Origin of the sequence: Proteus vulgaris, from assembly GCF_011045815.1 — a bacterium.
Lineage (GTDB): Bacteria > Pseudomonadota > Gammaproteobacteria > Enterobacterales > Enterobacteriaceae > Proteus > Proteus vulgaris_B.
Genome location: NZ_CP047344.1, coordinates 1978506 through 2002537, shown reverse-complemented (window position 1 = coordinate 2002537; position 24032 = coordinate 1978506). Strand labels below are relative to the sequence as shown.

The 24032-nt window shown below is 34.8% G+C and carries 21 protein-coding genes; 10 read left to right on the top strand and 11 right to left on the bottom strand.

Annotated features, from left to right (window positions below):
• Window positions 1-9 precede the first annotated feature (9 nt).
• The gene (locus tag GTH24_RS09535) at window positions 10-1188 is read right to left on the bottom strand and encodes an MFS transporter (RefSeq protein ID WP_115349755.1); all 1179 of its coding nucleotides are present in this window, start codon (window positions 1186-1188) and stop codon (window positions 10-12) included.
• A 132-nt stretch (window positions 1189-1320) separates the two neighbouring features.
• Window positions 1321-1755, bottom strand: a complete 435-nt coding sequence (locus GTH24_RS09530; protein WP_072068100.1) for a MerR family transcriptional regulator — start codon at window positions 1753-1755, stop codon at window positions 1321-1323.
• A gap of 202 nt (window positions 1756-1957) precedes the next feature.
• Between GTH24_RS09530 and ddlA the strand changes: the two genes are divergently transcribed.
• Complete coding sequence (gene ddlA, locus GTH24_RS09525; RefSeq protein WP_072068099.1) at window positions 1958-3058, top strand: D-alanine--D-alanine ligase; 1101 nt, start codon at window positions 1958-1960, stop codon at window positions 3056-3058.
• A gap of 65 nt (window positions 3059-3123) precedes the next feature.
• On the opposite strand, the gene GTH24_RS09520 is transcribed toward ddlA, so the two are convergent.
• Both GTH24_RS09520 and GTH24_RS09515 read right to left on the bottom strand, forming a co-directional pair.
• The gene (locus GTH24_RS09520) at window positions 3124-3999 is read right to left on the bottom strand and encodes a DMT family transporter (protein WP_241254070.1); all 876 of its coding nucleotides are present in this window, start codon (window positions 3997-3999) and stop codon (window positions 3124-3126) included.
• A 24-nt stretch (window positions 4000-4023) separates the two neighbouring features.
• Window positions 4024-5130 (bottom strand): alpha/beta hydrolase family protein, encoded by a 1107-nt coding sequence (locus GTH24_RS09515; protein WP_164526324.1) that lies wholly within the window; start codon window positions 5128-5130, stop codon window positions 4024-4026.
• A 547-nt stretch (window positions 5131-5677) separates the two neighbouring features.
• On the opposite strand from GTH24_RS09515, the gene GTH24_RS09510 reads away from it, so the two are divergent.
• The 4 genes from GTH24_RS09510 (at window position 5678) to GTH24_RS09495 (ending at window position 9370) form a co-directional block, all read left to right on the top strand.
• Window positions 5678-6055: a lysozyme inhibitor LprI family protein gene (locus tag GTH24_RS09510; protein ID WP_231619298.1), complete on the top strand. Its 378-nt coding sequence runs from the start codon at window positions 5678-5680 to the stop codon at window positions 6053-6055.
• A gap of 199 nt (window positions 6056-6254) precedes the next feature.
• Complete coding sequence (locus tag GTH24_RS09505; protein ID WP_164526323.1) at window positions 6255-6788, top strand: carbapenem self-resistance protein CarG family protein; 534 nt, start codon at window positions 6255-6257, stop codon at window positions 6786-6788.
• Between the two features lie 218 nt (window positions 6789-7006).
• Window positions 7007-7807 carry a MetQ/NlpA family lipoprotein gene (locus GTH24_RS09500; RefSeq protein ID WP_072068094.1) on the top strand — a complete coding sequence of 267 codons (801 nt, stop codon included), beginning with the start codon at window positions 7007-7009 and terminating at the stop codon, window positions 7805-7807.
• A 279-nt stretch (window positions 7808-8086) separates the two neighbouring features.
• A complete protein-coding gene (locus tag GTH24_RS09495) occupies window positions 8087-9370 on the top strand; it encodes a cystathionine gamma-synthase family protein (protein WP_164526322.1) in 1284 nt (427 codons plus the stop codon).
• Between the two features lie 71 nt (window positions 9371-9441).
• On the opposite strand, the gene GTH24_RS09490 is transcribed toward GTH24_RS09495, so the two are convergent.
• Complete coding sequence (locus GTH24_RS09490) at window positions 9442-9996, bottom strand: GNAT family N-acetyltransferase (RefSeq protein WP_072068092.1); 555 nt, start codon at window positions 9994-9996, stop codon at window positions 9442-9444.
• 279 nt (window positions 9997-10275) lie between these two features.
• Here GTH24_RS09490 and GTH24_RS09485 point away from each other — a divergent pair, with 279 nt between their 5' ends.
• Window positions 10276-11055 carry a helix-turn-helix domain-containing protein gene (locus GTH24_RS09485; protein WP_241254069.1) on the top strand — a complete coding sequence of 260 codons (780 nt, stop codon included), beginning with the start codon at window positions 10276-10278 and terminating at the stop codon, window positions 11053-11055.
• Between the two features lie 133 nt (window positions 11056-11188).
• A complete protein-coding gene (locus GTH24_RS09480) occupies window positions 11189-11725 on the top strand; it encodes a metallophosphoesterase (protein WP_164526321.1) in 537 nt (178 codons plus the stop codon).
• A gap of 187 nt (window positions 11726-11912) precedes the next feature.
• On the opposite strand, the gene ydeE is transcribed toward GTH24_RS09480, so the two are convergent.
• On the bottom strand, window positions 11913-13100 hold the full coding sequence (gene ydeE, locus GTH24_RS09475) for an efflux MFS transporter YdeE (RefSeq protein WP_072068089.1): 1188 nt from the start codon (window positions 13098-13100) through the stop codon (window positions 11913-11915).
• A gap of 304 nt (window positions 13101-13404) precedes the next feature.
• Between ydeE and accA the strand changes: the two genes are divergently transcribed.
• Window positions 13405-14367 (top strand): acetyl-CoA carboxylase carboxyl transferase subunit alpha, encoded by a 963-nt coding sequence (accA, locus tag GTH24_RS09470; protein ID WP_072068088.1) that lies wholly within the window; start codon window positions 13405-13407, stop codon window positions 14365-14367.
• 78 nt (window positions 14368-14445) lie between these two features.
• Window positions 14446-15333: a LysR family transcriptional regulator gene (locus GTH24_RS09465; RefSeq protein WP_072068459.1), complete on the top strand. Its 888-nt coding sequence runs from the start codon at window positions 14446-14448 to the stop codon at window positions 15331-15333.
• 39 nt (window positions 15334-15372) lie between these two features.
• On the opposite strand, the gene GTH24_RS09460 is transcribed toward GTH24_RS09465, so the two are convergent.
• Window positions 15373-16875, bottom strand: a complete 1503-nt coding sequence (locus GTH24_RS09460) for an MFS transporter (protein ID WP_164526320.1) — start codon at window positions 16873-16875, stop codon at window positions 15373-15375.
• Between the two features lie 152 nt (window positions 16876-17027).
• Here GTH24_RS09460 and GTH24_RS09455 point away from each other — a divergent pair, with 152 nt between their 5' ends.
• Window positions 17028-17624, top strand: coding sequence for a TetR/AcrR family transcriptional regulator (locus tag GTH24_RS09455; RefSeq protein ID WP_072068086.1), 597 nt, complete (start codon window positions 17028-17030; stop codon window positions 17622-17624).
• Between the two features lie 590 nt (window positions 17625-18214).
• Here the strand turns inward: GTH24_RS09455 and fhuB are convergent.
• The 4 genes from fhuB to GTH24_RS09435 all read right to left on the bottom strand — a co-directional run bounded on the left by fhuB (window position 18215) and on the right by GTH24_RS09435 (window position 24025).
• Window positions 18215-20182, bottom strand: a complete 1968-nt coding sequence (fhuB, locus tag GTH24_RS09450) for a Fe(3+)-hydroxamate ABC transporter permease FhuB (RefSeq protein ID WP_072068084.1) — start codon at window positions 20180-20182, stop codon at window positions 18215-18217.
• A complete protein-coding gene (locus GTH24_RS09445) occupies window positions 20172-21092 on the bottom strand; it encodes an iron-siderophore ABC transporter substrate-binding protein (RefSeq protein ID WP_072068083.1) in 921 nt (306 codons plus the stop codon). Before GTH24_RS09445 ends, fhuB begins: the two co-directional genes overlap by 11 nt.
• A complete protein-coding gene (locus GTH24_RS09440) occupies window positions 21083-21865 on the bottom strand; it encodes an ABC transporter ATP-binding protein (RefSeq protein WP_072068082.1) in 783 nt (260 codons plus the stop codon). Before GTH24_RS09440 ends, GTH24_RS09445 begins: the two co-directional genes overlap by 10 nt.
• Window positions 21866-21940: 75 nt before the next feature.
• The gene (locus tag GTH24_RS09435; RefSeq protein ID WP_164526319.1) at window positions 21941-24025 is read right to left on the bottom strand and encodes a TonB-dependent siderophore receptor; all 2085 of its coding nucleotides are present in this window, start codon (window positions 24023-24025) and stop codon (window positions 21941-21943) included.
• Window positions 24026-24032 lie beyond the last annotated feature (7 nt).

Below are 24032 nucleotides of genomic sequence, written 5' to 3'. Positions count from 1 at the left end.
TAAATAAAATTATAACGTACTCGTTGAGGGTAAATGTTTTCGTAGTTTAATTGCGGCTAATAAAATCATGACAGCAACAGTAATACCAATAATGTTGGTGTGTTGCCAACCTATTAAATAAAAAGCAAGACCGCCTGTGATACTGCCTAATCCACCAAAGAAGAAAATTAAAAAGTCATTGGTACCTTGGACTTTTGCACGCTCATGCGATAAATACGTTTTAGATAGCAAATGAGTAGAGCTAATTAAGTTTAGATTCCATGAAATACCAATTAACACAAAACTAATGAGGTAATGATAAAAGCTATTGCCTTGTAAGTTGATACCTAATGCAATTATCAATAAGAGTATGGCAGTAAAAAAGAAAATCTTGATCCCGAATCGGTGGATAAGTTGACCTGTAATAAAAGAGGGAGCAAACATGCCTAAGATATGGCATTGAAACACAAAAGCAATGGTGGCAAATTCAAAGCCATTTTGTTTCATCGATAGTGGAATAGCGCCAACCATATACACTACAACGCCATAACCTAATGCACTAACAATTGTGACTAAAAATAACAAAGGTTGACTGTATAATAGTGGATAACTTCTTGGTTTTTCTTCTGTTTGTATTTTGGTTTTTATTGTTTTTTTTAAAGGAATTTTCAACAGTAATCCGAACGCTAAAATATAAATAAAACTTAATGCAGTAAAAGGTCCAATAAACGGATAATCTGCAAAGAATTGCCGCGTTGTTACTGCTAATGTCGGTCCAATAACTGCGGCAACAATACCGCCACTCATCACTAAACCGATAGCTTTTGCATGCATGCTCACTGGTGTTTCTTCGAGTGCAGCAAATCGATATTGTTGTGCTGTACCAATAGCAACTCCAGTAAAATAAGTACCAAAGGAAAACAGCATTAGATTATGATAATAAATACCTGCAATAGATAATAATGCGCCGATTAACCCACCTATATTTCCAATAATAAAACCTGCTTTACGCGAATATTTCATCATAAAGTGTGCCATTGGAAGTGTTGCTGAAATAATTCCAATATATTGGCTTAATAAAGGAACCGTTGAATAAATAGGATCTTTAGCAAGTTGCTCTCCCACGAGAACAGCGACAGAAAGCACTAATGCGTTCCCAGTTGTAAAAAGAGCCAAAGAAAATGCCAACCACCAGACTGATTTAGGCATAGATATCTCCGTTGATGCGATAAATAAATTAAAGAGATACGCATCTTACAACTTGAAGTTAACTTCAAGTCAAGAGGAGGGGTTATTATTAAAAGAGCGTCAGTTGATTTAGCGCTTACCTAAAGCAATCGATTATTTTTTATTAATTCGTTTTTTATTCTTTTTTAGACTTAATGCTAAAATTTTTTGAAATCTATTGCATTGAAAATGGTTCTCTTCAGGGCAGGTTTGAATATGTTCTAATCCTTTTTTAAGACGTTTAAGTTCATTTATTTTATTATCAATTTCTTCAATTTTTAGATGAACAATAGTTCTATCTATTGAGGGGATTTTTTGGTTGCAGCTTAATTGTGCAATTTCATCTAGCGAAAAATGCGCTTGTTGCGCTAAAGAAATTAAGGCCAAGCGGCTCAATATATCGCGGTGATAAACGCGTTTAAGCCCTTTACGTCCTATCGAATTAATCAGTCCTTTTTTCTCATAATAACGTATTGCTGAAGAGGCAAGCCCTGTTGCTTTTGCTACTTCAGTAATATCCATTTCAATCGGTTGTTTTATATCAGTCATAGTGTTTATCTTATACCAATAGAATTGTGATCGTTATTGCGCTGTTATATCTTGAAATAGTGATGTTTTAATACTCTAAATCATAGAATTTCATCATTTTATCGTAATTTTTCGCAGATAAGAACTATCTACCTACATTGGGCGTTTTTATCATGATATATTGCTACCTATTCGCTATAGCTGTCCTATAAAAGGTTAGAAAATGAGTAAATTAAGAGTCGCTATTATTTTTGGTGGGAAATCCACAGAACATCAAGTTTCATTACAATCAGCAAAAAATATTATTAATGAATTAGATCGAACGAAATTCGACCTTTGCTTAATAGGTATTAATGAGCAAGGACAGTGGCATGAATATTCAGAAGCTGACTATTTACTCAATAGCGATAATCCTAAAACTATCTCATTAAGCAAACCTTTAAGAGCGGTTGCTATTATTCCAGGTAGTATAAAAAATCAATTTATTTCACTTGAAGACGGTCAAGCATTACCACAAATTGATGTTGTCTTCCCAATTGTCCATGGTGCCTATGGTGAAGATGGTACACTGCAAGGTCTATTACACATGATTGATATGCCTTATGTCGGCCCTAATATCATGAGTTCAGCCGCTTGTATGGATAAAGATGTCACAAAACGCCTACTTGATGGTGCGGGATTAGCGGTTGCACCTTTTATTACGATTATGGCACACCAAATTGATGATATTCCTTATAACGAAATGGTTCGTCAATTAGGATTACCTTTATTTATTAAACCAGCAAACCTAGGTTCTTCTGTAGGAATTAGCAAAATTAATAACGAAGAAGAATTTAACGCGGCATTAGCCATGGCTTTTGAATATGATCTTAAAGTGATTGTTGAAAGTGCTATTGTTGGTCGTGAAATAGAGTGTGCTGTTTTAGGTAACGAAAACCCTGAAGTAAGCCCTTGTGGTGAAATAGTGTTAAATGATGCTTTTTATGGTTATAACACCAAATACATCGACGAAGATGGCGCTAAAGTTGTTGTTCCGGCTGTTATAAATGAAGACACTAGTTTACATATTCGCCAAGTGGCATTAAAAGCTTATCGTGTGCTTAATTGCTTAGGTATGGCTCGTGTTGATGTATTCTTAACTCAAGACAACCGAGTTGTGATTAATGAAATAAACACATTGCCAGGATTTACAAATATCAGTATGTATCCAAAATTATGGCAAAGTGCTGGCTTAGGCTATCAGTCGTTAATTACTAAATTAATTGAGCTAGCACTGGATCATCATAAAAAAACAGCTACCTTGAAAACAAAGTGTGAGCTTTAATTAAAATAAAAACACGCTAAATAAAAATATTTAGCGTGTTTTTAGCTTTAACTAGTTAATATTAATTAAGCATATTTTCGTGAACCAGCAACGCAAAAAATAACACCAACAGTTACGAGCAACATCAATAAATTCACAGACTCATTGAGTAACACGGCCGCTAATGCTAAACCAAAGAAAGGCTGTAATAATTGAAGCTGTCCTACTGCTGCAATCCCACCTTGAGATAACCCTTTGTACCAAAATATAAAGCCAATCAGCATACTAAATAGAGAAACATAACCTAAACCTACCCAGGCAGAGAGATTGATTGTCGTTAATTCCTCTGGCATAAGAATAAAGCTAAGAATAAGCATAGGAGGTAACGATACAATTAATGCCCAACAGATAACTTGCCAACCACCTAATGATTTCGTCAACGTTGCTCCTTCTGCATAACCTAATCCACAAACAATAACTGACGCTATCATGAGTAAATCAGCGCTGATAGATGAAACGCCTCCTTGAGAAAGGGCATATCCCATGACTAACAAACTACCAATAATAGAAAAAAGCCAAAAAATAGGGCGCGGTTTTTCACCACCTCGTATAACGGCAAAAATAGCCGTAGATAATGGTAATAAGGCAAGAAAAACGAGGGAGTGTGCGGATGTTATCTTTTGTAATGCAATCGCGGTTAACAATGGAAAACCTACCACGACACCTAATGAAACGACTGTTAATGAAACCCATTGTTTAAATGTTGGTAATTTTTCTTTATATAACAACAACATTAATAAAGATAATAATCCAGCAATACTTGCTCTTGCCGCTGTTAAAAATAAAGGTTCAAAACCTAATACCGCAGCTTTTGTTGCAGGGAGTGATCCACTAAAAATCAACATGCCTATAAAACCATTTATCCAGCCATTTTTTCGCTCTTTGTCTTTCTCATGTTGCATACGATGTTCCATAGTTATTGTGATTTATTTTTTATTGATAAGCCGTTCATTACAGTTATTGTTATTTGTACAGTCGAAATTTGTGTAGGTAGGTGATATTGGTGTGCCTTCAGCTATCCACGCGGTAAGTGCAGATAAAGCATCTGAAGAATAACTCTCTCTACCTTGATAAATAAAAAGTGCTTCTTTCCACCATGACCACTGGCTTTCTAGCTGATAATTGAACATAGGCGCTTTTAATAAACCGTGTGATGCATTAGGGAATAAGGCAACGGTTTTATTTACATGATCACCTAATAATGTTTTATATAAACAGGCATTCTTAGCCGCATCAACATTAAGATCTAACTCACCCAATATCGCTAATACTCGACCATTCATATTCGGTAGAAATTTAGAGGAATCACTCAAATAGTTTTTAATAACAAATTGAAAGCGATCATGAGACATCTCACCTTGGAATGAAATATCATAACTACCATTAATACCAAATACACGATCGTTTTGTTGCAATTGTTCTAATACTCTTCGAGTAATCTCAGTTTCATCAACATGATTGTTTTTTAGGCGGACTTGCTGATAATACGCACCTTGATCACGCCAATTAACGGCACCACCAATAATAACGGAAAAATCGGGTTCAGATTGCGAAGCCGCAATGGGAATAACCCAGCCTGCCTGGGAAAATCCAAGATAACCCACTTTAATATCCGTATTTATAAACTTTTCGTGTATCAGATGAAATGCAATTAGTGCTTCATCTGCTCTATCATACATGGATTGAAGTAACCAATTTCCTTGGCTTTCACCAACACCGGCTTTATCCCATGTGTAAACACCAATACCTGCATCAAGTAAATTATTAATTAAAGGTAAATAACTACTATTAGAAAATCGATCTTGAGCGCCATCACCATGAATAAAAATAGCGACCGCTTTTACTTTATTGTCACGGGGTAAGAGCAACGTACCTGATAATGTATCCATTTTAGACACGAAATTTACGGGTGTTATTACTGAGGTGTCAGCATTTAATTCAAAATCAGAGTATTGTCCACGGCTTACAATCAGTGCAAAGGTAAGGATAAAAAGCCCTAAATAAAACCAAATAGAGTTAAAACATTTTTTCATAGCTTGAAAGATCCACCTTGAGTAAGAAGCGAGTGAGCATATTAAATGAACTATTTTTGAGCATTTTTGTATAAAATGCATCAATTAGACTAATTAGTCTAATTTATTATCTCTATTTTATTAAAAGTAACTTAAATAAAAACGAGTAAGAGGAGTTGTATTAAGGTGAGATTGATTAGATATTTTAATAATAACAACTCGGCACAACAGCAAATAAACCATTAAATATAACCATTGTTTTGCCTAATATTTTTGCAAATAACATATAATGTTAAAAAAATGGAAGTTTAGTTATCATTTTTTTAAATTTATTTAAAAAAATATTTGTTTTAAAAAAAATATCAGTATAATTACTTGGTATTAATGTTTTAATCTTATTTTGATTGTCTTAAATAGAGAGATTTTGCGTTATCTTCATGTAATTGTTATATAAGAAATATTGCTAAAATGATAAAGGTTTTACTTTATCTTCATTCCTTAAATTAAATATTAAAGGAGTGAAATAAATATTTTTAGCGATGTTTTTAATCAAAAAATGGACGGTGCGATGAAAAAACTTATCCTATTAAGTGCAATATCTGGCGGTATACTCTTTTGGTCTATACATTTACAAGCAGATAACTTTGATTGTCGAAATGCAGCAACGCAAACTGAAATAAATCAATGTGTATATCAAGATTTTCAGCAGAAAGATGAAGAACTTAACCACATTTACCAGCAATATTACGCCAAGTTAGATAGCGCTAGAAAAGAGCAATTAAAGCAAGCGCAGTTAATATGGGTTAATTTTAGAGATCTTTCTTGTCAGTATGAAGCGGACTATTACCAAGGAGGAAGTTTAGCACCAATGGTATATAGCAGTTGCCTAAAAGATAAAACAAAAGAAAGAATTAATGATCTTAAAAATTACATTGCTTTATATTAAATAAAAATTTAAGCCTTAAAATAATAAAAAACAATTCATTTTATAATAGTCAAATAAGTAAATTCATTAGCATGGAAATATTTTCTGAATGATATAATTGTAAATTCCGTATTATTTTGAAACACAAAATTCCTTGACTAATCATTGCTACAAAGTAGTCTGATGCTCAAGTAATAAGCAAAAAAAAGAAGCGAATACAATGAATAAGATATTAAAACTTGGGCTAGGATTACTTTTTGCATCATTACCTTTCACTTCAATATCATCTGAAATTAAACTCGAATATGGAGTAAATCTTATCGATTTTAATGGCGATGGTATTCCTGATGTCGTGGTTAAGTCTCGACGCTCATTAAATGATCCATCATCTTTTGATATGACGACCGTTTATATCAAAGGCAGCGATCAAAAAGTGTATATTGTCCCATCCATATATTCTAATGCGTTAAGTCTTTACAACAATAAGATTAAAGGTACTGATATCACTATTTCTGATTTTGAATTCATTGAAAAAAAAGGCAGGGTTGTGTTGTTAAGTGCTGAAAAAATAGGAAACGATTTACAACGGCCAACTCCGATTCGTTTTTCTAGTTATGAAATATCAGAAAAGAAACAAGAGGATGAAATTCAGTTCAAATGGCAATTTAATACTTATTGTGTCACTGAATTATCTTATCTTAGCGTTGAAGACTCATATTCTGATGCTTGTATAAATAAAATTATCAATGAGTAAATCTACAGTTTATTAACAAACACATCATATTTTGATGTGTTGTTTTTTTATTTTATAAAACAATGAATTGTAAGAATATAAAGAATATTCCTTTCTTTATATTCATTGAGTACTTGTATCATTTCTTTTTCCTTGTTATTAATCTACTATTAGGATATTTCTTAATCAAAATGATATTAATAGTACTGATCTTATCTGGGACTGTTTAAGAGGGATATATGAAGGAGATTATTACGGGTTTACTTCTAGCCTCGATATCACTATTTACTGTATCTTGTTCACAAGAAGATGCACATAAGATAAAGGTGGCAATTAATACAGGACCTGATCAAGTGATTTGGGATGAAGTTATTCGTTTAGCGAAATTAACAGAAGGGTTAGACGTTGAAGTTATCACTTTTAATGATTATGTACTTCCTAATAAGGCATTAAATAATAAAGAAGTTGATGCGAATGTATTTCAATCCATTCCTTATCTTCAAACGCAAATGAAAGAAAATAACTATAAATTTCATATCGCAGGTAAAACCTATATTTTTCCTTTAGCTGCATATTCTAAAAAAATTAGCGATATAAATGAATTACAATTAGGATCTCTTGTTGCTATCTCAAATGAAGCCAGTATGAGAGGTCGAGCACTTCTATTATTAGCAGAAAACCATCTTATTACTCTTAATGAGAACGTTGGTTTCACTCCAACATTAGATGACATTATCTATAACCCTAAAGAAATTAAGTTTATTGAGGTCGATACACCACAGCTCACTGAAGCACTAAATGATCCAGCAATTACAATGGCAGTTATTAATAATAATTTTTCGTCTCAAATTGGGTTAATTGCAACTCGTGATGGATTAATTCTAGAAAATAAAAACTCACCTTATGCCAATGTTATCGTAACCCGCGAAGATAACAAAGATGATGAAAATATAAAGAAGTTGATTTCAGTGCTTCACTCACGACAAATCGAGTTGAAGTTTAAAGAAATGTATAAAGGTGATGCAGTCAGAGCATGGTAACGTCTTAACTTAAAGATAAAAGAATTTTTTTTATCTTTAAGTTTTCCTTACTTTTCCACATGAATTACTCTTTTCACTAGAATGATCCACTCTTATTGAGCGTATTTTCTTGTCTAAATATCACTCAATTCTTAATATTTCATTATTAATCCTTATTTTTATTCCTAATTTCGCTATTTTTATATAACTGCTAGTTTCCATACTTTATAAAACATTCTAACAACATGAATTTTTTTCAGTATGATAACTCATCCTCCATTACACAGAAGAAATAAAAAAATGGCTGACTCTCAATTAAAAAAACAATATATCGGTGAACACAAACTATCGCCTGAAACACTTATGATGAGTTATGGATATGACCCATTACTTTCTGAAGGTTCAGTAAAACCGCCTGTATTTTTAACATCGACCTTTATTTTTAAAAGTGCAGAAGAAGGCAAAGCTTTCTTTGATACAGTGAGCGGAAGAAAACCTTTACCTGAAGGCGAAAAAGCAGGTTTGGTTTATTCTCGTTTTAATCAGCCCAATAGTGAAATTGTTGAAGATAGGCTTGCTGTCTATGAAAATACACAATCTTGTGTATTATTCTCTTCAGGTATGTCAGCAATCACGACAACATTAATGGCCTTAACTCAGCCTGGTGATGTTATTTTACACTCTCAACCTCTCTATGGTGGAACAGAGACATTAATTGCAAAGACACTTGCTAAATTTGGTATTCAAGCCACTCCATTTACTGACGGCTTAAACCTTTCACTGATCCAAGCACAAGCCAATAACGCTAGCCAAAAAGGGCGGGTTGCCGTTATTTTTGCAGAAACGCCTGCAAATCCAACTAATTCATTAGTCGATATTAACGCATTAAAAATTGTTGCTGATAAACTAGAAAAAAAGCAGGGCTATCGTCCCATTATTGTTTGTGATAACACATTACTTGGCCCAGTTTATCAACACCCAATTGAACAAGGTGCGGATATTTCTGTTTATTCTTTGACTAAATATGTTGGTGGTCATTCGGACTTAGTTGCTGGCGCTGCAATGGGCTCTCGTGAACTGATTAATCAAATTCGATTACTACGAGGCGCAATAGGAACACAACTTGACCCTCATTCTTGCTGGATGCTTGGGCGCTCTTTAGAAACACTACAAATTAGAATGGAAAAAGCGAACCAAAACGCTTTATTAGTTGCAGAGTTTCTGCGTGATCATAAAAAAATAAAAGCTATTCACTATTTGCCATTTGCGGATAAAAACTCGGTTGAAGGTCAAGTATTTGCAAAACAATGTACGGGTGCGGGTTCAACATTCTCATTTGATATTATGGGGGGGGAGAGTGAAGCTTTCCGTTTTCTTAATGCTATGAAAATTTTTAAACTTGCAGTTAGTCTAGGAGGTACAGAGTCTTTAGCCTGTCATCCTGGCTCAACAACTCATTCTGGCGTACCGATAGCATTACGTCATAATATTGGTATTCAAGACACTACAATTCGTTTATCTATTGGTATTGAAAATCCTCAAGATTTAATTACTGATTTATCTCAAGCATTAGAAAACGCTTAATTAAGCGATTAGCTTACCTATTTTAGAAAAACACCGGATAACTATCGGTTACCTGGTGTTTTTTATTTTCATTACAACTGTTTTTGGATTTCAACCCATGCATCTTTAGTTAAGCGACAAATATTTTCAACTTTCACTTCATCTAAAAATTCTACGTATTGTTCTTCAATAATGTGATGAAATTTAAACCCACATTTTTCTTGTGCTTTTTGTGACTTCTTATTATCAGCGAAGTACCCACACCATAAATTATCTAATTCCAAAGTTTCAAAGCTATGGCGGCTAATTTCTCTCACTGCTTCAGGAATTAAACCTTTACCCCAGAATGGAACTCCAATCCAATAAGAGACTTCAGCATCATTATCGCCTATCGAAAAATTACTCTCTTTAGCAAAAGATAAACCCACTAAGCCGATAGCGCGATCATCATCAATTAATGTGACAGCATAAACTTCATCTCGCATAAATATAGTACGAATTATTTCAGTACTTTCTTCAACACTTTTATGAATAGGCCAACCAGCAATAGGGCCAACTCGTTCATCTTTTGCGTATTCATACAGGCTTGGTGCATCAGCAAGTTTCCATGGCCGCAGTATGAGTCTTTCTGTTTTTAATGTTTTCATTTTAATTAATTTTCTTTTTATTAATATGTTGCAATTTATCTTGTATTTTTAAGACATGTGTATTCTAAAGAAAAGAAATAAAAATCCGAATGGCATAAAAGAGGTAAAATCGATACTTTTGAAAACAAAATAAAAGAAAATACTTGTTATTAAGTTAAATATCATCAAATATAAAAACTAATTAAATTAGAATAAAAAGAGATCGATAGATTTATGTTAAGCCAAGTATTGTCACAACTGAATACCTCATCGCAACATGCCATTATGGGTGAAAGCAGTATGGCAAATGAAATTAATTATCCATTACCCTTATCTTACATTGTGGTCATGGTGTGCCTAGAAGGAAGGGCTGTCATTAATATTGGTTTTCAGAAGCAGATAATTAAAGCGAATGATATTCTTATTTTGGGCGATGATATGATGGCCGTTTTAAGTCAAAAATCAGCAAATTTTCGCTTATTTTATTGCTTTCTCGATAAATCTTTTGCTTCAGAAATTGCTTATTCTCTATCTAATACTTTATTTGCATTTCTCCATGAAAATCCCATTTGCTCTCCCAAAAAAGAACAAAAAGAAGCCTTAAATAGATGGGTAGAACAACTAAAATATATAGATAATCACTATTCTGAACATCGAAAATTGATGTTAAAAAACCACCTGCAAAATCTCTTCTTTGCTATCACAGAATCAATACCAACGCATTTCTCTATCGCTAAAAAAGAATTTAGTCGTAAAGAAAAACTCTGTTGGCAATTTTGGGAGTTAATTGGAAAACATTCTTTAAAGCATAGAGAAGTTGCTTTTTATGCGAATTGTCTTAATATTACACCGTTTTATTTATCACAAATAACAAAACAATTTTTTAATGATTCGCCTAAGACGTTGATTAATCGTCAAGTTATTCTTGAAATAAAAGCATTATTAATGCACACTTCGCTCTCAGTAAATGAGATATCAATAAAGCTTCATTTTGATGAGCCATCTTATTTATGCCGATATTTCAAAAGAGAAACGGGGCATTCTTTATCTGGTTACCGTAAACAACATCAACGACAATAAAACAGATGATATTGTATTTATTGTTCTATTTTTTAGCTAAAGGAGGTAATTATGTTGAAAAAATATCACTATATAGACCGAGGGAAAATACTTTCTTAAGGTTAAGATTTTTATTACTTATTAAGAAATTACTATGATTTATTTTACTTCTGATACACATTTTTGCCATTCAAATATCCTCAATCTTTGTGACCGTCCTTTCAATAGCGTAAGCCATATGAATGATACGTTAATCCATAATTGGAACGCTTATGTATCTGATCATGACGAAATCTATATTTTAGGTGATTTTCTCTATCGAGGAACAGGGCAAGATGCCAACCGAATTTTACGTCGATTAAATGGTAAAAAGTACCTTATCCGTGGAAATCATGACAAATTTCTTGATGATCTAGAATTTGACGCATCAGTATTTGAATGGGTAAAAGACTACTTTGAATTGGATTATAAAAAACGAAAAATTGTGATGTTTCATTATCCTATATTAGAATGGGGTGGTTTTTTCCGCGACGCTATTCATTTATATGGTCATGTACACAATTCACAAAAAGATCCAACTCAACGTAAGCGTTTAGATGTTTTAGGAAAAAATGCAATTAATGTTGGTGTCGATGTCAACGATTTCTTCCCTATTAGCATTGAAACAATACTCAAAAGAACATCAAAATAATTTTATTCGGCAATATTTTTTATTTAAAATTCGATAAATTAATGGCGATAACTAGCCATATAACTCAAGATTAGGAAGAAATCTGTCTTACTTAATTCATTGCAGAAAAGAATAGAGACAGAATAAGTCGTCTACAAACTAAAAAGCACCTTAAGGTGTCTTTTTAGTTTGTGACGTTTTCATAAATTTAAAGTGCAATAGCTATTTTTTTACTGGCATTCATTCCTTGGATCATACAAAACCAAGCCAATGCAGAAACGGCCATTAAAATAGCGAATAAAGAAATAGGAGGGAATGACGTTAAAATAAAACCACTGGCTAATGGATTTAATGCTGCGCCTAACCAACCTAACGACTGAGCAGAGAAATAACTTGCTTTCATTCCTAACGGCGCAATGTTATCAATCATCATATACTCACCAGGCGCATAAATTAACTCACCAAAAGTAAAGACGGCAATGGCTAATGCCCAAAATATCAAGTTGTCGCCAGCAAACATAAAACCAAGTAAGCCAAACATAAAAAATAATGTGCCTAAGGTCATTAATTTACGCAATCTGTCGGCTGTAACATGCTTACCCACAATATATTGCAAAGAAACGACAATAGCGGCGTTTACAGGCAGTACAACCGCAATAACGGACTCTGCTAATTTAGCATCGTACACTACTAAGATATATTGAGAAATACATGAGGCAAAAGAGCCAAATGTTAATGTGCCGAAAAAAGTAGAGAGTACAAACCAACTTAATGCTCTATCTTTTAGCATTATTTTCGGATCCCATTTCACTCTATTTTCTTCATCTTTATTCACCGCTTTTGAGCGTTGAACAAAAACTTGGATCATGAATAGTGGAAATGTTGCCGAAATAGCGGCAAGCCAGAAAGGTAATTGCGTTCCATACATTAATAATAAGGTGCCGATAGGAGGGCCTACCGTCCATCCCATATTGATAAAGGTATAGTTTAGAGAAAATATTTTAGGCTTTGCTGAAACCGATAAGGTTTCAGAAAAATACGCTTTTAACACAGTTGAAAACACTAAATAAGAGCAGTTAATCACAGAGAAAAAGATAACAACTAAAATAGTGCTATGGACAAGAGGGATTGCGGTAAATCCAAAAATAAACGTTAGAATTGCAAGGATCATATAACGTTTTTTCTCAAACTTATCAGCAAGCATGCCAAAACCAAGGCTGAAAAAAATTCCCGTTGTTAATGCAATAGACATGGCAATACCAATATCATCGACGGGTAATTGATACTCCCGCGACAAATAGATAGCCATAAATGGTAATGTTGCACCTCTTCCTATTGTAAGAAGAAGCGATGAAAATAGCAGTGCAGTTGTTGAGCGTGTTTTTTTTGAGAACATATTATCTTTATTCTAATTATTTGTATTTTATGGAGTGTTTTATAATTTTCGCGATTTTTCACGGGTGTAAAAAGAACAAATTCGCACTGTATATTAATACATAACTTAGTAATTACTGTATAGCTTAAAGTCAGAAAAAAAGCTCTTTTTGATCTTGTTTTTTTTCTTGCTGATCTTGTTGTAATGTTTAATTATCCCATTTTTGATAATAGTGTTTATCAAATTCCTCTCTATCAACACATTGTTATTTTTTCTAAACTGACCCAATTACTGTTTTATTTACTGCATTAAATCTGAGGTCGTTATGTCTTTTATTCATCTAGAATTTGAAAAACCTATTGTTGAATTAGACGAGAAAATAGATGCATTGCTTACCTTTAAGCAATCTCAAGATGAACCAATAGGTATTAATTTAGATGAAGAAATCGCTCGTTTAAGGCAAAAAAGCCTTTCGCTGACAAAATCTATTTTTACTGATTTAGGTGCTTGGGAAATTGTGCAACTCGCTCGTCACCCAATGCGTCCATATACCCTTGACTATATTAAAGCGGTTTTTACTGATTTTCAGGAGTTAGCGGGTGATAGAGCTTATGCTGATGATAAAGCGATTGTTGCGGGTTTAGCGCGTTTAGACAAAATGCCAGTCATGGTGATTGGGCAACAAAAAGGGCGTGATACAAAAGAGAAAATTCTTCGTAATTTTGGTATGCCATCACCTGAAGGTTATAGAAAAGCATTACGTTTAATGAAAATGGCTGAACGTTTTCATCTACCCGTTATTATTTTTATTGATTCTGCGGGAGCTTACCCTGGTGTTGGTGCTGAAGAACGTGGACAAGCAGAAGCTATTGCTCGTAATATTCTTGAAATGTCACGATTAAAAACACCGATTATTTGCACTATTACTGGTGAAGGATTTTCTGGAGGTGCGCTAGCAATTGGTGTTGGTGATAAAGTTAATATGCTGCAATACAGCACTTATGCGGCAATTTCACCAGAAGGCTGTGCTTCTATTTTATGGAAAAGTTCTGAAAAAGCGCCAATAGCGGCAGAAACCATGGGAATGACAGCACCTAAATTACAATCATTAGGCATTATCGACGCTATTATTCCAGAGCCATTAGGTGGAGCTCATCGTGATCATCAACAAGCAGCCGAATTTCTTAAACAACAATTATTGACTGACTTAGCCTTATTAAAAAGCTATTCAACCGAGGAGCTTTTAGATAAACGTTATCAAAAACTCATGTCTCATGGTTACTGTTAATTATTAACGAGAGAAAAGAAAATGAATGATACACTGCCTATATTAAGCAATAAAAATACAGTAGGCAGTGAATTATTTATGCAAATTGATCTTAATTTATTACGTATTTTTTCTGCCGTAGCCGAGCAAGGACAATTTGCCGCAGCAGCTCGGCTATTATCTATGCCTACCTCGAATATCAGTCGTGCTATTAAACAGCTTGAACAGCAACTCACTTGTAAACTTATTGATAGAACAACGCGAAAGATGCGTCTTACAGAGCAAGGTAAATTACTCTATCAGCAAGGAAAGAAAACGTTAACTGAGTTAGACAATGTTATAAGCAATATCACTAGTGATGGCCCATTAACAGGAACGTTCCGTTTAACCATTCCTAGTGAATATGGTAGCGAACTACTGGCTGATATTTTAGCCGATTTTGCAGTCCTTCATCCTAATTTACTTATTCAATGTGACACTCAATTAATGCCAAGAAATATCATTGATGATGATATTGATTTATTATTAACTTTTCATCGCGGAAATCTAGCAGATAGCAGTTATCATTCACGGTTAATTAAATCGTGGCGCAGTATTGTTGTTGCCTCTAATGAGTTATTAGAAAAAACAGGTGTTCCAACTCATATCGAACAATTAAGTCAAATGCCTTGTATTTCTAGTTTAAGCGCATTAGAAGGGCAACCTTGGATATTTATTGATGAACATAAAAAATCAATAAAAGTTACTATTAATAGCCATTACCGAGTAAATAGCGCCATATTAGCAAGAGCTGCGGTATTAAAAGGATTAGGGGTTGCTATTTTAGCTGAACATTGTTGTATTGATGCAATTAAAGCTGGGGATTTGCGAGCTATTGAATTTCCTCAACAGCCCGCCAGTATTAATTTAATCGCAATATATGCAAGTCGTAGTACGCTTTCTCGTAATATTGAATCTTTCCTTGAGTTTCTCACTCAACGCTTATAACTATCTCAATGCTTATAACTATCTCAACGTTTATCACTATCAATCCATTATTTGCTGGGAAAGTGCGCTATGTTTTGTTTTTAAAGGTAATAACACGATAAATAAAGTGATAAAACATGAGATCCCAGCCATTGCAATTGCATAAGCAAATCCGGAATTAAATGCCTCTGGTAGCAGAGTAATGAATTCTTTATCTAAATTGCTGGTAGTATTTTCAGTTACTAGACTGACAATATCGATATAGTTTACAGATATTCCTAATGCCTGACTTTGCATAACCATATAATGGATTGCTTGTTGCACCATTAATGTACCTAGTAAAGCAATCCCCATCGTCATTCCTGTTTGTCTTAATGCATTCATGGTTGCAGACGCCATACCAGAGCGAGATGGTGAAACACTTTTCATCACTAACGCACCAATTGCAGGCGTTGACAAGCCCATTCCAGCACCTAATACAAATAAATAACTTCCAGTTATTCCATAGTGGCTATTTGTTGCCAATGTCGCTAATAAGCAAGAAGAAATAGCGATAAACAAGAAACCACAGATCATTAATTTTCTGACTGAAAAATATGCAGATAAACGACCAAAAGACATTGAAAATAGGGCCATTGCAATAAATTCAGGTGCCATTCTCCAACCTGTTTCTAATGCACTCCAGCCTTGTGCTTTTTGCAGAAAAAAAGCAATAAAAAAGACATTGCTATAAGTGGCAAAGCCCAAAGTGAAAGAAGAAAGGTTATATTGAAAAAATGCGCGATCTTTAAATAAAGTAAGTGGTAATAAAGGTCGCTTAACACGTTTTTCTATCATTAAAAAGAGAACGAGAAATATAACGCCTACCATCAATGTCGATAAAGTTCGATAATGCGACCAACCTACCGATCCGGCTTCAATTAAACCATAAGTCAGTAAGCCTAGTCCTAACATACTGGTTAATTGACCAAAGGGATCTAGTGCCACATTTTCAGGATCAGCGCTTTCACTTAATCCATACCAACCCAGTAATACAGTAATTATGCCTATAGGAATATTAATAAGGAATATACTTGCCCAACCGCTGGTATGAACTAATATTCCACCTAAAATAGGGCCAATAATCAGTGATAAAGCACTGACAGAAGACCAAATACCTATAATACGGACACGCTCAATATCAATTGGAAAAGCATGTGTAATTAGAGACAATGCGCCAGGAATTAGTGCAGCGGCAGCAATACCTTGAATAATACGACCTAAAATAAGCACTTCATGTTGCTGTGCAATAGCACAAATCACAGATCCCACTGTAAAAATAATCACACCCCATAACCATACTTTTTTTCGCCCAAAGCGGTCACTTAAAGGGCCTGATGACAAAATACAGGCAGATAAACAAAGCGCATAAGCATCAACAATCCATTGTAAAGCTGCCATATCAGCATGGATATCATTTTGAATAGTGGGTAATGCTACATTCACGATACTAATATCAAGTGTTGCCATAAAAGTGCCTAAACAAATGGCACAGATAAGTGACAATCGTTTCAAATAAGTCATAAGCTTTATTGCCTTAATGATGAATAATAATGGCATAATAATACTCGACCGACCGTCGGTCAATTGTTATTGATAATGAGTTTTATTTATCATCGTTGTGGCTAGCTTTAATATAGAGTACTCTTTACAAGCGACTTTGAGGGAGATAAGCAATGTCATTAGCAGAACAAACCACAGATAAACCAAGAACAAAACCCGCAGAGGTTCGTTTAGAAGAGTTAATGAATGCAGCAGAAGCATTATTTTTAGATAAAGGCTTTGATGCAACAACTGTGAGCGATATCGTAAAAAAGGCAGGGGTAGCTAAAGGAACCTATTATCACTATTTTTCTGCCAAAACAGATGTTCTTAACGCATTAAGAACGCGTTATATGGATTGGTACTTGGATAAAATAGACAGTGCGATGAATGCCTGCTCACAGCAAGATCACCGTGAAAAATTAAAACAGTGGTGTGAAATTAGTGTGATTGCTTATGTTGAGAAACAGCAATTACACGATATGCTTTTTCATCAAGTTTTTCATCAAAGCAGTAATATTCATGAAAATAGGGCATTGCAGCAAATACAAACATTGTTAATTGTAGGAACTGAAAATAAAACGTGGCACGTCACACAGCCTGAATTAACCAGTACGTTGATTTATCATGGTATGCATGCGGCGGTTGATAATTTAGGTCATAGTGAAGAATATACTGCAAATACTTTAGGCCCAATGCTTTACCAGCAATTTACGCAGTTGCTAAAATAATTATTTAGAGAAAATAGGGATGTTAAAAAACGTTATTTAAAATTATTGGATTAGTCATAATGCTCGTATATCAAAATAAAACCACCCACAATACAGGTGGTTTTTATTTTTAATTATCTGTTTTAACTAATAGCTTAAAAACATTATTTGAACAACTTGAATTATTTTGATGAGGTGGGACCTTTCCTTCATGTGCATTTAGCGCAATTTCATAACCACATGTTTTACATCTGTAAATTCCTGAATATTCTACATATTGTGATGTTTTAAATTCAGTATTGAAATCTGTTGAATATAGCGATTTCTTTAAGTTAGATTCATAATAATACTTTGCCATATAAAAATCCCTTATATAAAAAGTGAATTTTAAACATAGCGTAATGTTTTTATTTATAAAGGTGCCCTGATCACAATAAATAAAAATTAATCAATAATACTTAGCTATTAATAGGTATTATTGAGATGACTAATTAAATATTTTTGGTTTCAAACGTATAAATAATCACCACTGAAAAATATCTTTGTAACTAATTATATTCAAAGCCTAAGAATACTAGTAAAAATAACACCAATATCTTAGGCTTTTCAAATCAACGGCTACGATTTAACAGCATTAAGCAAAGGAAATAGCTACCACCTAAAATAGCCACTAAAGTTCCTGCCGCAATTTGTGCGGGATAAATAAATATTTGTCCAAGCCAATCAGCCCAAACCATTAAGGTGCCACCAATTAATCCTGAAACCATTAATTGTGATTTTATTTTTTGAGCACCAAGTAATACGGCCATATGAGGAGCAACTAAGCCAATAAAGGCAATAGGGCCTACTGTTGAAGTTACTAAAGCACATAATAACGAAACGATGATTAATAAAATAATACTGGCACGCTCAGTATGCAATCCTCGAGCTGAAGCAAAACTTCGACCAATTGATATTAGTGCAAGCCAGCGCGTTAATAAAAAGACACTTCCCACAATCAATGTAATTGCAAATGCAAAATAGAGAGCCTGTTCACTATTAACACGATAAGTTGAACCTGATAACCACAGTAATATTTTATAGCTGCTTAATGAGCCTTTCGCTAAGAAAAATTGAATAAAGGCTTCTAAACTCGCAGTTAATGCAATACCTGTTAATATTAAGCTGGCTGGCGCATATTGGTGTTTTTTGCCTAAGATTAATAGAGTAATCATCACAACACCGCTACCTAATAATGCAATTCCCCACTGTGATGTTTGTAAGGTACTCCCTAAAATTAGGCTCGAAAAAACTAATGCAAAAGTAGCACCAGATGAAACCCCTAAAATATCTGGGCTAGCTAATGGATTGTATATTAAACGTTGTAAAATAACGCCAGCAATAGCCAGTGCAATACCTGCAAATAAAGCAGCTAATAAACGAGGAGAGCGTAATGCCCATTGGTAAACAGAGGGTATTTCCCAAAACCATTGATGCTCATTAATATGAATGAAAATTGTAAGGACTAATCCAAGTATTAATAATACAAATATTCCTATCACAGTATACATTGATACTGTTTTGGTCTGAGAATGAATAGAAATAGAAAGCTGATCTTGAGCTCTCATTTTCTTTCGACTAAACCAAATTAATGCGGGTGCTCCAATAGCAGCTGCTGTCACTCCACTGGGTATAACCGTATTGAGCCACTGACCAACCCATATTGCCAAACTATCTGTAATAAGTAATAAGCATATTCCCATTAAACCACTGGCAATAAGCTCTTGACGAGCAGTTCTTGCACCTAATGTTCTTACAATATTAGGTGCAAGTAATCCGATAAAACTAATGACGCCAACAACAGTAATTGATACGGAAACTAGCCAAGTACTTAATATAATAAAAAATGCAAATGTAGGTAAAACAGATAACCCTCGAGCCGTTGCACCTTCATGCCCTAATCGCAATAAAGTGAGAATACGAGGTGCAAACATAAAAATAAGTAAAACAGGTGTAATTCGAGGTAATAGCCAAAGGAATTTATCCCAACCGTCTTGCGCTAAATCACCTGCACCCCACATAAATATATTTTGAGCAAACTGTGAATTTAATGTCACCAGCGCGGTTGCAATTGCGCCTAATAAGATATTTACGACCATACCAGAAACAACGAGGGGTAAACCGGTCATATTGCGAATACCCGCAATAATAATGACAAGACCAAATGCAAATAAAGCACCCATCGTTGCAGCTAATGCACTATAGTCAGCAACCCAATCTGTAAACCAGATATTAACAATAACTAAAGCTAACCAAGCTCCTGAAGAAGTTCCTAATGTTAACGGTGATGTCAGGTTATTTTGTGTTAATTGTTGCATTAAGCTGCCGACAACACCGAAAATTCCTCCAATCAGTAGTGTCATAGCTAAACGAGGTAATTGTGCATGAATAAAAAAAACATCGGCAAATAGGGCGTTTGTGTCTAAATTTCCCAACAAATACCATTGGCGAGATAATGAAAGAGAATTATCAATTTGTAAGCTAGTAATGCTTAATAAAATGATCGCCAAAAAATAGAAAGTAAATTGCTTAATATTCATTATTCGGTGCCATATCTAATAAACTTTCTGTAATAGCTTCTGCCATTAACGTTAATGATGCTACTCCGCCATAATTCCATACTGGTTTCACTGAATGAAAATGCCTATTCTGTACAAATGGCATGGCTTGCCATAATGCAGATTTTTGCAGTTTGCGTTCATCAGGGAATGGCAACATATAAAGAACGTAGCCTTGTTTAATATGCTGCAATATATTCATTCTTCGCTGATCAATTCCCCAAGGTTGAGGAGGTAATGATATGGCGGATTTTAGACCTAACTTATTGACTACATATTCAGTTGTTGAGTTTTCGGTGTACAGAAAAACAGACGTTAATGTAGAAAAACGGATCACTTCCACTTCAGGTAACGTAATAAATGCTTGCTGTAATTTGCTCTTTAATTGTGCAAAAGTGCTATCCATCTCCGCTAACTTTTGCTGTGCAAGCGCTGTTTTTCCTAAAATAGAGGCTAGGGTATTAAAATGCGCCAAAGCAACTTCTGCGGCATTATCTTGGCGAGAGAAATTAGGCAAATATACAACAGGGGCTATGGTTTTTAATACAGGCAATAAATCTTGCTGTGAACTTGATGCCAAAATAAGATCTGGCTTTAACGAAGCCATTTTTTCTAAATTAGGCTCTGCACGCATGCCCACTTCTTCAATAGTATTTGGAGCAACAGGGTAAGCTACCCATTGGTTATACCCAGCAATTTCAGTAGCGCCCACAGGAATAACATCAAGTGTTAATATTTGTTCCAGTAAATCCCAATCCAAAACAATAATGCGTTGTGGTGTATTCGCGTTTGCTTCATGATTATTTTGCGCAGCATTAACAATGGGAGTGATAAATAAAATAGCCAGACAAAAAGACAGAAGCCTAACTATTTTTTGTAATATTACACACATACCACTGCCACCTTATATTGTTGTGAGCCTTTATTATCAGGGTGTTCAATCAGCTTAATGGGTGTTTCATAAAGTGCAGAAAGTCGCTCATCATCAAAAAGTAGTGAGGCTTCTCCTTCAAATGCAATTTTCCCTTTTTTAAGCGCGATAATATGAGTGGCATAACGCAAGGCAAGGTTGAGATCATGCAAAATAACGATAATACCAACATGTTGAGTTTGATTTAGCTCACTTAAGAGTTCCATTAGTTGATATTGATGATGTATATCTAAAGCAGAAGTTGGCTCATCTAAAATTAAAATGGGTGATTGTTGAGCCAGTAACATTGCAACCCAAGCACGTTGACGTTCACCACCAGATAAATCATCAGCGAGTGTGTCTGCAAAGGGTAAAACTCCCGCTTTTTCCATTGCCGTTGTGATTATTTCATCATCTTTTTTATTCCAACGGCCTAATGTTCCACGCCAAGGGAAACGGCCTAAACGCACTAATTCTCTTACTGTTAATCCTGCAGAAGCAGGCAATTTTTGAGGAAGAAAGGCTATCTGTTTAGCTAGATCACGTGGTTTATAGTGTGAGATATTGCAATTATTCAGTGTGATATTTCCACTATCAGGGGCTTGCTGACCAGATAATAAACTGACTAAGGTCGATTTACCTGAACCATTATGGCCGAGCACAATAGTTAATCCAGAGTCTGAAATACGCAGTGAGGGGATTGATAAAATAGTACGTCCACCGCGATCCATTTGAATATTTGAGAGTTCGAACATGGTCACTCATTTATAAAATACTATTCCGCCTTTTGATTACATATTTAACAATAAAAGGCGGAATAAAAAAGAAAATTACCAGCGATATTTTGCGTTCAATAAAACAGAGCGCGATTGCCCATAATAACAGTAGTAATCACAACCAGAGATATACTCTTTATCGAGTATGTTGTTGATATTTAACTGTAATTGCCACTGTTTATCGAGGTTATAAGTTGCTGCCATATCCCATAATGTTGCACTAGGAACAGTTAAATTACTGCTTTTAGGGTTATCTTTAGATTCTCCTAAATAGCGTACCCCAGTACCTAATGTTAGATCTTGCGTCCCTGTAATTGGAATAGTGTAACTTCCCCAAGCTGAAGCGGTGTGTTTAGGAATTAACCCCGCTTGCTGTTTACCTTTATTACCAGTGTCGTCCGTTTGCATATCGGTATAGGTGTAATTGGCTTTTAATGCTAAACGTTCAGTCAACTGCACTTCACTGGAAACTTCGACACCTTTTGAGGTGACTTTACCCGTTTGTGTTGAAACAAAGGTTGTCGGGTTTGCAACAAGTGCATTTTTCTGTGTGATATCAAACCAAGCAATATTAAAATAACCATCCATAAAATCAGGCGTATATTTTATACCTGCTTCGATTTGGTCACCTTTGAGTGGTTTATAAAGCTCTTTAGTTGCCGGATCAATGGTGCTCATCACCTCGAATGATTCAGAATAACTGATATAAGGCGATACGCCATTATCCGCTAAATACATTAATCCTGCATTGAGGCTAAATTCACTATCAGTACGTGATTTGTCCTCATTTTTTGTTTGCGCTTTATTTTCTGTTTTTACCCAATCTTGACGAACACCGGCAACGGCAATCCAGCGACTATCAAATTTGGTTTGATATTGTGAATAAAGACTATATTGTGTTTTATCGATAGTACGATTGATATTATCAGCAGGGTTAAGTGGGGTATATTTACCGTAAATTGGGTTCCACGGATTAATTTTATCAAAACTATAATTATCTTGTTCATCACCTTTGGTTTGGTGATATTGCAATTCAGCACCAGCTAATAATGTGTGCTCAAAATTATCTGTATCCCATTCACCGACTATATTGTTATCAAAAGTGATACTTTGGCTTTTACCATCACGAAAGACAACACCTCGACTCAACTCTGTTGCAGTGATATCTGAATTAGGAAAAGCATAGACACTGCGTAATAACAGATCGTTATAGCCATAGTTTAAACGTTGTGAAAAACGCCAAACATCATTGATATTATGGTCAAGTAAATAACCTGCTGAAATTTGGGTACGTTTATATTTATCATACCCAGGTTCACCTAAGTTGGTAGAAGGCTTAATTTTACCAAAAGGGGATGAAATTAATGTGCCTGCTGCAGGGAAGAAAGGATTGGTTGGCGTACCATCATCATGAAGATAGGTTGCCATAAAAGTGAGTGATGTATCGTCAGTCAGGTTAATCGCAACACTTGGCGCTAGATAAATACGCTCATTATCAGTACCCGATAATTCTCCGTCTGATTTTTTCATTAACCCAACAAGGCGATAGCGCACACGTTTATCATCCGTGGCACTTGAAACATCAAAGCCTAAGCCTCGTTGATCATTATTTCCGGCCTCAAGAAAAACTTCATTACGAGGAGTAAAACTGGGTTTCTTTTGTACTACGTTAACGGCACCACCGGGTGTCGATTCACCAAACAATACAGCTGAAGAACCTTTTACCACTTCAATTTGTTCAAAACCATAAGGCTCAAGTAGCCATGTATAATAACCATCACGAAAGAGGCGGCTGCCATCGAGATAAGTTGCCGCCTCAAAGCCACGAATACGAAGCCAATCAGTATCGTTATCAGCACCAAAAGGTTGAGAGACAACACCTGATGTATAACGCAATGCTTCGTCTAATTTTTGTGGGGCATGAGTTTCTATATCTTGCTGAGAAATCACAGAAACCGATTTAGGCGTTTCTTGCAAACTAGTATTTACTTTTAATGCTTGAGCACTAACAACAAGCTTCTCTACTTGTTCTGTTTTTGCTGTATCTTCCGCAAAAGCCTGTGTAGCCAAAACAAAAGGAAGGGAAGCAGAACAGAGCAATGCCACCGGTTTTAATTTAAACGCATGAAAATTAATCACAATAAGT